Genomic DNA, 13,266 nt, shown 5'->3' with positions numbered 1-13,266 from the left:
GCTGATAAACCCTGGATGAAAATCCGGGGTTTTTTGTTTTTATCTCTCCCCCTCTCTCCTGACGTTTATGCTTTTTGTCATCAAGTTGTTATCTGCATGTCAAATTTAGCTATTCCAAAATAATAAAAATCGGGTATGTTTTAGCAGAGTATGCTGCTAAAGCACGGGTGGCTATCCAATAATCGAAATAAAGTGCTGAACAACAACATCACAACACACGTAATAACCACAATAATGGGGATTGTCAGGATGAATATGAAGGGTAAAGCGTTATTGGCAGGATGTATCGCCCTGTCTTTGAGCAATATGGCGTTTGCTAAGGATATTAAAGTTGCTGTCGTCGGCGCGATGTCCGGTCCGGTAGCGCAGTATGGCGATCAGGAATTTACTGGCGCAGAGCAGGCTATTGCAGATATCAATGCCAAAGGCGGTGTGAAAGGCGACAAACTGGTCATGGTGAAATATGACGATGCCTGTGACCCGAAACAAGCGGTAGCGGTAGCTAACAAAGTGGTCAACGACGGGATTAAATATGTTATCGGCCACCTGTGCTCATCTTCCACTCAGCCTGCGTCAGATATCTATGAAGACGAAGGCATTCTGATGATTACCCCAGCGGCAACGGCGCCGGAGCTGACCGCGCGCGGTTATAACCTGGTGATGCGTACCACCGGTCTGGATTCCGATCAGGGCCCGACTGCTGCCAAATATATCGTTGAAAAAGTGAAGCCGAAGCGCATTGCGATCGTTCACGACAAACAACAGTACGGTGAAGGCCTGGCGCGTTCCGTGCAGGACAACCTCAAGAAAGCCAACGCTGACGTGGTGTTCTTCGATGGGATCACCGCTGGCGAGAAAGATTTCTCTACGCTGGTGGCGCGTCTGAAGAAAGAGAATATCGATTTCGTTTACTACGGTGGTTACCACCCGGAAATGGGGCAGATTCTGCGCCAGGCACGCGCTGCGGGTCTGAAAACCCAGTTTATGGGACCAGAAGGGGTAGCGAACGTGTCGCTGTCTAACATCGCGGGTGAGTCTGCAGAAGGCTTACTGGTAACGAAACCGAAGAACTACGATCAGGTTCCGGCGAACAAACCGATTGTGGACGCGATCAAAGCCAAGAAACAGGATCCGAGCGGTGCATTCGTATGGACCACCTACGCCGCGCTGCAATCCTTGCAGGCCGGTCTGAACCAGTCTGACGACCCGGCTGAAATAGCCAAATACCTGAAAGCAAACTCAGTGGAAACCGTAATGGGGCCGCTGTCATGGGATGCGAAGGGCGATCTGAAGGGCTTCGAATTCGGCGTGTTTGACTGGCATGCTAATGGTACGGCGACAGACGCCAAGTAATTTTCCTGGCGCCTTTCGCGCTGCAGGTGCGTTGGCTACGTTATTCAACCCCGGTCACTTACTTCTGTAAGCTCCCGGGGACTTCATAACTTGCCGCCTTCCTGCAGCGCGAAATTCTTGGAAAATTGCGAGGTGGTTTTTTATTTTTTCTCCCAGCATGTAGGCCGGATAAGCGTCAGCGCCATCCGGCTTTTTTATCTTTTTTCCCAGCCATTTTCCTGGGCCGTAAACCCTAACGCCTGCATAAACGCGGCCATCACGCTGCGGTCTTCAACGCCGACGTCGGCCATCCACCATGAACTCACGTCAGAGTTTTCCCGGATCACTTCTTCGATCAAATACTGCCCGACGCCGCGGCGGCGGGTGATATCGCGTACGCGCAATGAATCCAATGCGCCTTGTGTGCCGCTCAGGGTTACGCGAACTGCGCCTAACAGACGCTCGTTAAAGCGCGCGGCGTAGATCCGGTGCGTTTCATCTACGCTTAATGATGAGGCGGAATATTCCGGCCAGATTTTGCCCAGATCAATCTGGTCCTGGTCGCTAAAGTTATCTAAACGAACGATGGTCAGCTTCATTAACAGCATGTCCAAATCACAAAAGATGGAATGAGTGTACCGAAATAATTCGCCCGGATGCTTTCTCTTTTTTATGTGAATAACCAGATTAATAATTTTGTAACAACAGTAATGACAGTTTGAAACCGTAGAGATTGAAAAACAGGCAGAATAATACCCTGGAATGCAGCATTTTATTCGGCTCTTTGTACCGTTATTTTATGCTGACAAACGTGCTTTTTTTTGTTTATCTATAGTGAAAAGCAGAATATTATCTTTTCTTAATAGACTGAAAAATAGAGATTTTAGCCTGATTTTGCTTAAATGACTGCGCTAAACCATTAATGAGACTGGTAAAAATAGTGCAGTTCAAAAAAAGCACAGACTGCTTTTTAACCACATAAATACAAAATATTAATTACGTCACGAATGGGGATTCAGGTAATGAAACGGAATGCGAAAACAATCATCGCAGGGGTGATAGCACTGGCAATGTCACACGCGGTCATGGCGGAAGATATCAAGGTCGCTGTTGTCGGCGCGATGTCAGGTCCGGTCGCGCAGTGGGGTGATATGGAATTTAATGGCGCACGTCAGGCCATTAAAGATATCAATGCCAAAGGCGGGGTCAAAGGCGACAAACTGGTCGCTGTGGAATATGACGACGCCTGCGATCCGAAACAGGCCGTTGCGGTAGCGAACAAAATCGTCAATGACGGCATTCAGTACGTTATTGGACATCTGTGCTCATCTTCCACGCAGCCCGCATCAGATATCTATGAAGATGAAGGCATTCTGATGATTTCTCCGGGCGCCACAAACCCGGAACTGACCCAGCGCGGTTACGCTCACATTATGCGTACAGCGGGCCTGGACTCCTCTCAAGGGCCGACCGCCGCGAAATACATTCTGGAGAAGGTGAAGCCGCAGCGCATTGCCATCATTCACGATAAACAGCAATACGGTGAAGGCCTGGCGCGTTCAGTGCAGGACAGCCTGAAAGCGGGCAAAGCCAACATCGTTTTCTTTGACGGTATCACCGCCGGGGAAAAAGATTTTTCTGCGCTGATCGCTCGCCTGAAAAAAGAAAATATCGACTTTGTTTATTACGGCGGCTACTACCCGGAAATGGGGCAGATGCTGCGCCAGGCACGTTCCGTCGGGCTGAAAACCCAGTTTATGGGACCAGAGGGCGTCGGCAATGCGTCGCTGTCTAACATTGCTGGTGATGCCGCTGAAGGCATGCTGGTGACCATGCCAAAACGCTATGACCAGGATCCGGCGAATAAAGCTATCGTCGATGCGCTCAAAGCTGACAAGAAAGATCCAACCGGACCGTACGTGTGGATCACTTATGCAGCCGTCCAGTCATTGGCGACAGCAATGGATCGCAGCGGTAGCAAAGAGCCGCTGGACCTGGTGAAAGATCTGAAAGCACACGGGGCTGATACCGTGATTGGGCCGCTGAAATGGGACGAAAAAGGCGATTTGAAGGGATTTGAGTTTGGTGTCTTCCAGTGGCATGCGGACGGTTCATCGACCGTCGCGAAGTAATACCTGAAGACGAGTTATCCCACCGCCCGTGTAAAATGGGCGGGTATAAAAAGGTTACCTTATGTCCGAGCAGTTCCTCTATTTCTTGCAGCAGATGTTTAACGGCGTCACGCTGGGAAGCACCTACGCGCTGATCGCCATCGGTTACACGATGGTGTACGGCATTATCGGCATGATCAACTTCGCCCATGGCGAGGTGTATATGATCGGCAGCTATGTCTCCTTTATGATCATCGCAGCGCTAATGATGATGGGCATTGATTCCAGTTGGCTACTGGTCGCGGCGGGCTTCGTTGGCGCGATTGTGATTGCCAGCGCCTACGGCTGGAGCATTGAACGCGTGGCGTATCGACCCGTGCGCAGCTCTAAGCGCCTGATCGCGCTGATTTCCGCTATCGGGATGTCCATCTTCCTGCAAAACTACGTCAGCCTGACGGAAGGTTCGCGCGATGTGGCACTGCCCAGCCTGTTTAATGGCCAGTGGACCGTTGGCAGTAGCGAAAACTTCTCTGCTTCCATCACCACCATGCAGCTGGTTATCTGGATTGTAACCTTCCTGGCGATGCTGGCGCTGACGCTGTTTATCCGTTACTCCCGTATGGGGCGCGCCTGCCGTGCCTGCGCGGAAGACCTGAAAATGGCCAGCCTGCTCGGCATCAACACCGATCGCGTGATTGCGCTGACCTTTGTGATTGGCGCGGCAATGGCGGCGGTCGCGGGCGTGCTGCTTGGTCAATTCTATGGCGTAATTAACCCGTACATCGGCTTTATGGCCGGGATGAAGGCCTTTACCGCAGCGGTGCTTGGCGGCATCGGCAGCATTCCTGGGGCGATGATCGGCGGCCTGATTCTGGGTGTCGCGGAAGCGCTCTCCTCTGCTTATCTGAGTACTGAATACAAAGACGTCGTTTCATTCGCGCTGCTGATTCTGGTGCTGCTGGTGATGCCGACCGGTATTCTGGGTCGCCCGGAGGTAGAGAAAGTATGAAACCGATGCATTTTGCAATGGCGCTGCTCTCTGCCGCCATGTTCTTCGTCCTGGCGGGCGTCTTTATGGGCGTTCAGTTAGAGCTTGACGGCACCAAACTGGTGGTGGATTCCGCGGCGGATATTCGCTGGCAGTGGGTGTTTATTGGTACAGGCGTGGTCTTCCTCTTCCAGTTGCTGCGTCCAGCTTTCCAGAAGGGCATGAAGAGCGTCTCCGGACCGAAGTTTATTCTGCCGGCGATTGACGGCTCCACCGTTAAACAGAAGCTGTTCCTGGTGGCGTTGCTGGTGATTGCCGTGGCGTGGCCGTTTATGGTCTCGCGCGGTACGGTGGATATCGCCACGCTGACGATGATTTATATCATCCTCGGCCTCGGCTTAAACGTGGTGGTGGGGCTTTCCGGCCTGCTGGTGCTGGGCTACGGCGGCTTTTATGCCATTGGCGCTTACACCTTCGCGCTGCTGAACCACTATTACGGACTCGGCTTCTGGACCTGTCTGCCGCTGGCGGGGCTGGTTTCCGCTGCTGCTGGCTTCCTGCTCGGCTTCCCGGTACTGCGCCTGCGCGGTGATTATCTGGCTATTGTGACCTTAGGCTTCGGTGAAATCGTCCGTATCCTGCTGCTCAACAACACCGAAGTGACCGGTGGCCCGAACGGTATCAGCCAGATCCCGAAACCGACCTTTTTCGGTCTGGAGTTTAGCCGTACCGCCCGTGAAGGCGGCTGGGATACCTTCAGCAACTTCTTTAACGTCAAGTACGATCCCTCTGACCGCGTCATTTTCCTCTATCTGGTGGCGCTGCTGCTGGTGGTCTTCTCGCTGTTTGTGATTAACCGTCTGCTGCGTATGCCGTTGGGCCGTGCGTGGGAAGCGCTACGTGAAGATGAAATTGCCTGTCGCTCGCTGGGCTTAAACCCTACGCGCATCAAACTAACAGCTTTTACCATCAGCGCCGCGTTTGCCGGTTTTGCCGGTACGCTGTTTGCCGCGCGCCAGGGCTTCGTCAGCCCGGAATCCTTCACCTTTGCCGAGTCCGCCTTTGTGCTGGCAATTGTGGTATTGGGCGGAATGGGCTCACAGTTTGCGGTGATCCTCGCGGCCATCCTGCTGGTAGTGTCACGCGAGCTGATGCGTGATTTCAATGAATACAGCATGTTAATGCTGGGTGGTTTGATGGTGCTGATGATGATCTGGCGTCCGCAGGGCTTGTTGCCGATGACCCGTCCACAGTTGAAACTGAAAAACGGGGAAGCAAAAGGAGAGCAGGCATGAGTCAGCCATTATTATCCGTTAACGGCCTGATGATGCGCTTCGGCGGTCTGCTGGCGGTAAACAACGTTGAACTGGAACTGCGGCCGCAGGAAATAGTTTCGTTAATCGGGCCAAACGGCGCGGGAAAAACCACGGTCTTTAACTGTCTGACCGGTTTTTATAAGCCGACCGGCGGGACGATTAAGCTGCGCGACCAGCATCTGGAAGGACTACCGGGTCAGCAAATCGCGCGTATGGGCGTGGTGCGTACTTTCCAGCACGTACGTCTGTTTCGCGAAATGACGGTGATTGAAAACCTGCTGGTGGCGCAACATCAGCAACTGAAAACCGGCGTCTTCTCCGGCCTGTTGAAAACTCCGTCGTTCCGTCGCGCGCAGAGTGAAGCGTTGGATCGCGCCGCCACCTGGCTGGAGCGTATTGGTTTGCTGGAGCACGCCAACCGTCAGGCGAGTAACCTGGCCTACGGCGATCAGCGTCGTCTGGAGATTGCCCGTTGCATGGTGACCCAGCCGGAAATCCTGATGCTCGACGAACCCGCTGCGGGACTCAACCCGAAAGAGACCAAAGAGCTGGACGAACTGATTGCTGAACTGCGTAACCATCACAACACCACCATTTTGTTGATTGAGCACGACATGAAGCTGGTGATGGGGATTTCCGATCGTATTTACGTGGTGAACCAGGGCACGCCGCTGGCGAATGGGACGCCGGAACAGATTCGTAATAACCCGGATGTTATCCGCGCCTATTTAGGTGAAGCATAATGGGGGCGAGGATTAATATGGATAAGGCGATGTTATCGTTCGACAAAGTCAACGCCCACTACGGCAAGATACAGGCGCTGCATGACGTCAGCTTGTATATCAACCAGGGTGAAATCGTTACTCTGATTGGTGCCAACGGCGCGGGAAAAACCACGCTGCTCGGCACATTGTGCGGCGACCCGCGAGCGACCAGCGGGCGAATCGTCTTTGATGGTAAAGACATTACCGACTGGCAGACGGCGAAAATCATGCGCGAAGCGGTAGCGATTGTGCCGGAAGGGCGTCGCGTGTTTTCCCGTATGACGGTGGAAGAGAACCTGGCGATGGGCGGTTTCTTTGCCGAGAAAGACCAGTTTCAGGAACGCATCAAGTGGGTGTATGACCTGTTTCCTCGCCTGCATGAGCGTCGTATTCAACGTGCGGGAACGATGTCCGGCGGTGAACAGCAGATGCTAGCGATAGGCCGTGCGCTGATGAGCCAGCCGAGGCTGCTACTGCTTGATGAACCATCGCTGGGTCTGGCGCCGATTATCATCCAGCAGATCTTTAACACCATTGAGCAACTGCGCGAGCAGGGGATGACCATCTTCCTTGTCGAACAGAACGCTAACCAGGCGCTGAAGCTCGCCGATCGCGGCTACGTGCTGGAAAACGGTCATGTGGTGCTGGAAGACACTGGCGATGCGCTACTGGCTAACGAAGCGGTGCGCAGTGCGTATCTGGGCGGTTAATCATTCTCTGAATAGACAAGGGGCCCGCTGTGGCCCCTTTTTATTGCGCTATGTTATTATTGAGAATAGTTATCAATAATAAAAAATGAACATGGAGAAAGGATGATTCGTTCAGGTACCTGCATGATGATTGGCAGTTTGTTTTTGACGCTTTCTTTAACTACCCTGGCCTCGACACCGCCAGCGTTTGACCCGCGCGATCCCGCAATCTGGGAAGAGAAATCGGACAACCCGTTAGCGCAATCCGACTCGCCCTGCGAAGTGTTTACCAGCTCGGTATGCCCGGGCTGGGAAGATGATAAATCAGATATCCAACGTGAACGTGAGCGGCGAGAGCAGCAGCGTTTACAGAATGAGTACGAACGACGCTGGCGCAGAGATTAATCTTTCTCCTGCAGCAACACATAACGCCATCCTGGCCGGGTAAGGCATACCGCTACCCGGCTTTGTTGTGCACCACTCCGCATTTTCCTGTCACTACGCTTTCACCGCCTTGCCATCTGTTTGTCGCCTTACTATCTTTTTTTTGTAATAAAAAAGTTATTTTTCTGTCATTCGAGCATGTCATGTTACCCCCGCGAGCATAAAACGCGTGATATCGCGCATCCGGCACAACAAGAGAGATAACCGATGATATCGTTACGACATACAGCTTTAGGACTGGCACTTAGCCTGGCGTTTGCAGGTCAGGCACTGGCGGTCACCACCATTCCATTCTGGCACTCAATGGAAGGCGAACTGGGTAAAGAAGTTGATTCTCTGGCGCAACGTTTTAATGCCGCCAATCCCGACTACAAAATTGTTCCGCAGTACAAAGGCAACTACGAGCAAAGCCTGAGTGCAGGAATTGCCGCTTTCCGTACCGGAAACGCGCCTGCGCTGCTACAGGTTTATGAAGTGGGTACGGCAACGATGATGGCTTCGAAAGCCATTAAACCGGTCTATGAAGTATTCAAAGAGGCTGGCATCAACTTCGATGAGTCTCAGTTCGTACCGACGGTTTCCGGTTATTACACCGACTCTAAAAGCGGACATTTGCTTTCTCAACCGTTTAACAGCTCCACTCCGGTGCTGTACTACAACAAAGATGCCTTTAAAAAAGCTGGTTTAGACCCTGAGCAGCCGCCAAAAACCTGGCAGGATCTGGCGGAGTACACCGCGAAACTGAAAGCGGCAGGCATGAAGTGCGGTTACGCCAGCGGCTGGCAGGGATGGATTCAGATTGAAAACTTCAGCGCCTGGAACGGTCTGCCGGTAGCAACCAAAAACAACGGTTTTGACGGTACTGACGCAGTGCTGGAGTTCAATAAACCGGAACAGGTAAAACATATCGCTCTGCTGGAAGAGCTGAACAAAAAAGGCGATTTCAGCTACTTCGGGCGTAAGGACGAATCCACTGAGAAGTTCTATAACGGGGATTGTGCCATTACCACCGCCTCTTCCGGTTCGCTGGCTGATATCCGCCATTACGCGAAATTCAACTATGGTGTCGGAATGATGCCGTACGATGCCGATGTGAAGGGCGCGCCGCAGAACGCAATTATCGGTGGGGCCAGTCTTTGGGTGATGCAGGGCAAAGACAAAGCCACCTACGAAGGCGTGGCGAAGTTCCTCAACTTCCTGGCGAAGCCTGAAATTGCTGCCGAATGGCATCAGAAGACCGGCTATCTGCCGATCACCACAGCTGCCTACGACCTGACCCGTGAGCAGGGCTTCTATGATAAGAACCCGGGGGCGGATATCGCCACCCGCCAGATGCTGAACAAGCCGCCGTTGCCGTTCACCAAAGGGCTGCGTCTGGGCAACATGCCGCAGATCCGTACCATTGTGGATGAAGAGCTGGAAAGCGTCTGGACCGGGAAGAAAACCCCGCAGCAGGCGCTGGATGCCGCCGTTGAGCGTGGCAATCAGTTACTGCGCCGCTTTGAGCAATCGACCAAATCGTAATGTGAAATGCCGGGTGGCGGCTGCGCCTTACCCGGCCTACAAATGCGCGTAGGCCGGATAAGCGTAGCGCCATCCGGCGCTGTTCAGGAATCAAACTTCCATGTCTTCATCTCGTCCGGTGTTCCGTTCGCGCTGGCTTCCCTATTTACTGGTGGCTCCGCAGCTGGTTATCACCGTTATTTTCTTTATCTGGCCTGCCGGTGAAGCGCTGTGGTACTCGCTACAATCCGTTGATCCGTTTGGTCTTTCCAGCCAGTTTGTCGGACTGGAAAACTTTGTCGCGCTGTTTCATGACCCGTACTACCTCGACTCATTCTGGACCACCATTAAGTTCAGTACGTTAGTCACGGTAAGCGGTCTGCTGGTGTCGTTATTTTTTGCGGCGTTGGTGAATTACGTGGTGCGCGGCAGCCGTTTTTACCAAACGCTAATGCTGTTGCCTTACGCCGTTGCGCCCGCCGTTGCCGCCGTATTGTGGATCTTCCTGTTTAACCCAGGGCGCGGGCTGATTACCCATTTTCTCGGTGAGTTTGGCTATGACTGGAACCATGCGCAAAACAGTGGTCAGGCAATGTTCCTGGTGGTGTTCGCGTCGGTCTGGAAGCAGATTAGTTACAACTTCCTGTTCTTCTTTGCCGCACTGCAGTCTATTCCTCGCTCGCTGATCGAAGCCGCCGCGATTGACGGTGCGGGGCCGGTTCGCCGCTTCTTTAAACTGGCGCTGCCGCTCATTGCCCCGGTGAGCTTCTTCCTGCTGGTGGTGAATCTGGTGTATGCCTTCTTTGACACCTTCCCGGTGATTGATGCTGCCACTGCAGGCGGGCCGGTACAGGCGACCACGACGCTGATTTATAAGATCTATCGCGAAGGTTTTGTCGGGCTGGATCTGGCTTCTTCCGCTGCACAATCGGTGGTGCTGATGTTCCTGGTCATTATTTTGACGGTGGTGCAGTTCCGCTATGTGGAAAGTAAGGTGCGTTACCAATGATTGAGAACCGTCGTGGGCTGACAATATTCAGCCATGCCATGTTGATTATGGGGATCATGGTGATCCTGTTTCCGTTGTACGTCGCGTTTGTCGCGGCGACGCTGGATAACAAAGCGGTGTTTGAGACGCCGATGACGCTGGTTCCCGGCTCGCAGCTGCTGGAAAACATGAAATACATCTGGGTCAACGGCGTGGGCGTCAACAGCGCGCCGTTCTGGCTGATGATGCTCAACAGTTTCATCATGGCGTTCAGCATTACGGTAGGGAAAATTACCGTATCTATGCTCTCCGCATTCGCCATCGTCTGGTTCCGCTTTCCGCTGCGCAACCTGTTCTTCTGGATGATTTTTATTACCCTGATGCTACCGGTTGAGGTGCGTATTTTCCCGACGGTAGAAGTGATCGCCAACCTGAAGATGCTCGACAGCTATGCGGGTCTGACGCTGCCGTTGATGGCATCTGCGACAGCGACTTTCCTGTTCCGTCAGTTCTTTATGACCCTGCCGGATGAACTGGTTGAGGCGGCGCGTATTGACGGCGCGTCACCAATGCGTTTTTTCCGCGATATCGTACTACCGCTGTCAAAAACCAATCTGGCGGCGCTGTTTGTTATTACCTTTATCTACGGCTGGAACCAGTATCTGTGGCCGTTGTTAATTATTACCGACGTCAATTTGGGCACTGCGGTGGCGGGTATCAAAGGCATGATTGCCACCGGTGAAGGCACCACGCAGTGGAACCAGGTAATGGCCGCCATGCTGCTGACGCTCATCCCTCCGGTAATCATCGTGTTAGCCATGCAGCGCGCGTTTGTGCGTGGTTTAGTGGACAGTGAGAAATAAAAATGGCTGGTTTAAAACTACAGGCAGTAACCAAAAGCTGGGACGGTAAAACCCAGGTGATTAAACCGCTGACGCTGGACGTCGCGGACGGGGAATTTATTGTGATGGTTGGACCATCCGGTTGCGGTAAGTCTACGCTGCTGCGGATGGTGGCCGGGCTTGAACGGGTAAGCGGCGGCGATATCTGGATTGATAATAAACGCGTCACCGAGATGGAGCCGAAGGATCGCGGCATTGCGATGGTCTTTCAAAACTATGCTCTCTACCCGCATATGAGCGTGGAAGAAAACATGGCCTGGGGTCTGAAAATCCGCGGGATGGGCAAGGAGCATATTGCTGAGCGGGTAAAAGAGGCGGCACGTATTCTCGAGCTGGGTGAGCTGCTCAAACGTCGTCCGCGCGAACTTTCCGGCGGCCAGCGCCAGCGCGTAGCGATGGGACGAGCGATTGTGCGTGACCCGGCGGTATTCCTGTTCGATGAGCCGCTTTCTAACCTTGATGCCAAGCTGCGCGTACAGATGCGTCTGGAGTTACAACATCTGCATCGCCGACTGAAAACCACCTCGCTGTACGTGACGCACGATCAGGTTGAAGCGATGACCCTCGCCCAACGGGTAATGGTAATGAACAAAGGTATTGCCGAGCAAATCGGCACCCCAGTTGAGGTGTATGAAAAACCTGCCAGCCGCTTTGTGGCGAGCTTTATCGGCAGCCCGGCGATGAATCTGCTCGATGGGCGCATCAGCGCTGCGGGTACCCATTTTGAGCTGGAGGGCGGCATGACGTTGCCCATCGGCAGAAGCGCCAGGGAGTGTATTGGGCGTAACATGACGCTGGGTATCCGCCCGGAGCATATTGCGCTAAGCTCGCAGGCCGAAGGCGGCGTGCCGCTGGTCGTCGACACGCTGGAAATGCTGGGTGCGGATAATCTGGCACATGGACGTTGGGGTGAGCAAAAGCTGGTGGTGCGGTTGGCGCATCAGCATCGCCCGACGGCAGGCAGTACGCTGTGGCTGCATCTGCCAGAACATCATCTGCATCTTTTTGATGGCGAAACAGGACAACGCGTATGAATAACTGGCCTTACCCCCATATTGTCGCCCATCGCGGCGGCGGTAAGTTAGCCCCGGAAAATACCCTGGCGGCGATCGACGTGGGGGCGCAATATGGGCATACCATGATTGAGTTTGACGCTAAATTGTCGAAAGACGGTGAGATCTTCTTACTGCATGACGACAACCTGGAACGCACCAGCAACGGCTGGGGCGTGGCTGGCGAATTGAACTGGCAGGATCTATTGCGCGTGGACGCCGGCGGCTGGTTTAGCGGTGAGTTTAAAGGCGAACCGTTGCCGCTGCTCTCGCAAGTTGCTGAGCGCTGTCGCCAGCACGGCATGATGGCAAATATTGAGATCAAACCCACCACCGGGACGGGGGCGCTCACCGGGAAGGTCGTGGCGCTGGCCGCGCGTGAATTGTGGGCGGGAATGACGCCACCACTGTTGTCATCCTTTGAAATTGATGCGCTAGAAGCGGCGCAGCAGGCGGTGCCTGAACTGCCGAGAGGTTTGCTGCTGGATGAATGGCGCGAGGACTGGCGTGAGCTGACCACGCGGCTTGGCTGCGTCTCTATTCATCTTAATCATAAGCTGCTGGATGAGGCGCGCGTGGATGTGCTGCGCGATGCGGGGCTACGTATTCTGGTGTATACCGTCAACCGACCCCAGCGCGCGGCGGAACTGCTGCGCTGGGGTGTGGACTGCATCTGTACCGATGCCATTGATACCATTGGTCCGGATTTCCGACCCTGTTAAGGCCCAATCGTTTTTAACGGAACGTTAGGCTGCGGCGTGCTGGAGGGCTTCAGCATGTCGCCGTTCTTTTTCTCCGACAGCATATGTTGCTTATTCAGCGAGCTGTCCGGATTACGGGTTCCACTCAACATCCCTCCGTTGCTGTTAGGCAGCATTTGCTGCTGTTCAGGATTCAACTCGCCCGGCTGAGACTGCAGCACGCGCTGGGTGTTGGTGTTGATTTGGTTTTCCATATGCTGTTGCTGCATGCGCGTCTGCGTTTGCAACTGCTGGTTGAGCATCCCTTTCTGCTGAATCTGCTGTGATTGCATTTGGGTTTGCATACGCTGCTGGCTCGGGATCTGATAACCGGGTTGATTCGGGTTATTCATGGTGTTGATGGGCTGTGCAAAGCCTGCAAACGGCAAGAGCATGGCTAAAAGTAAGAGTCGTTTCATCGCTTTTCTCCTCTCGGG

The 13,266-nt window shown here is 53.6% G+C and carries 14 protein-coding genes and 1 pseudogene; 12 read left to right on the top strand and 3 right to left on the bottom strand.

What is annotated here, in order from left to right:
* The first annotated feature begins 249 nt into the window (after positions 1-249).
* Positions 250-1,353: a branched chain amino acid ABC transporter substrate-binding protein LivJ gene (gene livJ, locus WN16_RS02060; protein WP_139153507.1), complete on the top strand. Its 1,104-nt coding sequence runs from the start codon at positions 250-252 to the stop codon at positions 1,351-1,353.
* Positions 1,354-1,436: 83 nt separating this feature from the next.
* On the opposite strand, the pseudogene WN16_RS02055 reads toward livJ, so the two are convergent.
* Together WN16_RS02055 and panM are read right to left on the bottom strand one after the other, a co-directional pair.
* Positions 1,437-1,563: pseudogene (locus WN16_RS02055) on the bottom strand (hypothetical protein).
* The gene (gene panM / locus WN16_RS02050) at positions 1,548-1,931 is read right to left on the bottom strand and encodes an aspartate 1-decarboxylase autocleavage activator PanM (RefSeq protein ID WP_003023430.1); all 384 of its coding nucleotides are present in this window, start codon (positions 1,929-1,931) and stop codon (positions 1,548-1,550) included. Before panM ends, WN16_RS02055 begins: the two are co-directional and overlap by 16 nt.
* 423 nt (positions 1,932-2,354) lie before the next feature.
* Between panM and livK the strand changes: the two genes are divergently transcribed.
* From livK to ugpQ, 11 genes are all read left to right on the top strand, one after another.
* Positions 2,355-3,464, top strand: coding sequence for a high-affinity branched-chain amino acid ABC transporter substrate-binding protein LivK (gene livK / locus WN16_RS02045; RefSeq protein WP_003023433.1), 1,110 nt, complete (start codon positions 2,355-2,357; stop codon positions 3,462-3,464).
* A 61-nt stretch (positions 3,465-3,525) separates the two neighbouring features.
* Positions 3,526-4,452: a high-affinity branched-chain amino acid ABC transporter permease LivH gene (gene livH, locus WN16_RS02040; protein WP_003023435.1), complete on the top strand. Its 927-nt coding sequence runs from the start codon at positions 3,526-3,528 to the stop codon at positions 4,450-4,452.
* The gene (gene livM / locus WN16_RS02035; RefSeq protein WP_032950432.1) at positions 4,449-5,726 is read left to right on the top strand and encodes a branched chain amino acid ABC transporter permease LivM; all 1,278 of its coding nucleotides are present in this window, start codon (positions 4,449-4,451) and stop codon (positions 5,724-5,726) included. The genes livH and livM overlap by 4 nt, the downstream gene beginning before the upstream one ends.
* A complete protein-coding gene (livG, locus tag WN16_RS02030; RefSeq protein ID WP_003023438.1) occupies positions 5,723-6,490 on the top strand; it encodes a high-affinity branched-chain amino acid ABC transporter ATP-binding protein LivG in 768 nt (255 codons plus the stop codon). Before livM ends, livG begins: the two co-directional genes overlap by 4 nt.
* A 17-nt stretch (positions 6,491-6,507) precedes the next feature.
* Positions 6,508-7,221 (top strand): high-affinity branched-chain amino acid ABC transporter ATP-binding protein LivF, encoded by a 714-nt coding sequence (gene livF, locus WN16_RS02025; RefSeq protein ID WP_003827581.1) that lies wholly within the window; start codon positions 6,508-6,510, stop codon positions 7,219-7,221.
* Between the two features lie 102 nt (positions 7,222-7,323).
* Positions 7,324-7,605: a hypothetical protein gene (locus tag WN16_RS02020; RefSeq protein WP_003023442.1), complete on the top strand. Its 282-nt coding sequence runs from the start codon at positions 7,324-7,326 to the stop codon at positions 7,603-7,605.
* Positions 7,606-7,851: 246 nt separating this feature from the next.
* The gene (ugpB, locus tag WN16_RS02015; protein ID WP_003837839.1) at positions 7,852-9,168 is read left to right on the top strand and encodes a sn-glycerol-3-phosphate ABC transporter substrate-binding protein UgpB; all 1,317 of its coding nucleotides are present in this window, start codon (positions 7,852-7,854) and stop codon (positions 9,166-9,168) included.
* Between the two features lie 100 nt (positions 9,169-9,268).
* Positions 9,269-10,156, top strand: a complete 888-nt coding sequence (gene ugpA, locus WN16_RS02010; RefSeq protein ID WP_003837841.1) for a sn-glycerol-3-phosphate ABC transporter permease UgpA — start codon at positions 9,269-9,271, stop codon at positions 10,154-10,156.
* Entirely contained in the window at positions 10,153-10,998 is an 846-nt protein-coding gene (ugpE, locus tag WN16_RS02005) for a sn-glycerol-3-phosphate ABC transporter permease UgpE (RefSeq protein ID WP_003837843.1), read from the top strand. Before ugpA ends, ugpE begins: the two co-directional genes overlap by 4 nt.
* A gap of 2 nt (positions 10,999-11,000) precedes the next feature.
* The gene (locus tag WN16_RS02000; RefSeq protein WP_032950429.1) at positions 11,001-12,071 is read left to right on the top strand and encodes a sn-glycerol-3-phosphate import ATP-binding protein UgpC; all 1,071 of its coding nucleotides are present in this window, start codon (positions 11,001-11,003) and stop codon (positions 12,069-12,071) included.
* Positions 12,068-12,811 (top strand): glycerophosphodiester phosphodiesterase, encoded by a 744-nt coding sequence (gene ugpQ, locus WN16_RS01995; RefSeq protein WP_044701384.1) that lies wholly within the window; start codon positions 12,068-12,070, stop codon positions 12,809-12,811. The genes WN16_RS02000 and ugpQ overlap by 4 nt, the downstream gene beginning before the upstream one ends.
* On the opposite strand, the gene WN16_RS01990 is transcribed toward ugpQ, so the two are convergent.
* On the bottom strand, positions 12,808-13,248 hold the full coding sequence (locus WN16_RS01990) for a DUF2756 family protein (RefSeq protein ID WP_044701386.1): 441 nt from the start codon (positions 13,246-13,248) through the stop codon (positions 12,808-12,810). The genes ugpQ and WN16_RS01990 overlap by 4 nt on opposite strands.
* Between the last annotated feature and the right edge of the window lie 18 nt (positions 13,249-13,266).

The organism is Citrobacter sp. ABFQG (assembly GCF_004322975.1).
In the GTDB taxonomy this organism is placed as follows: domain Bacteria; phylum Pseudomonadota; class Gammaproteobacteria; order Enterobacterales; family Enterobacteriaceae; genus Citrobacter; species Citrobacter freundii.
This window is presented reverse-complemented; position numbering and strand designations above follow the sequence as displayed.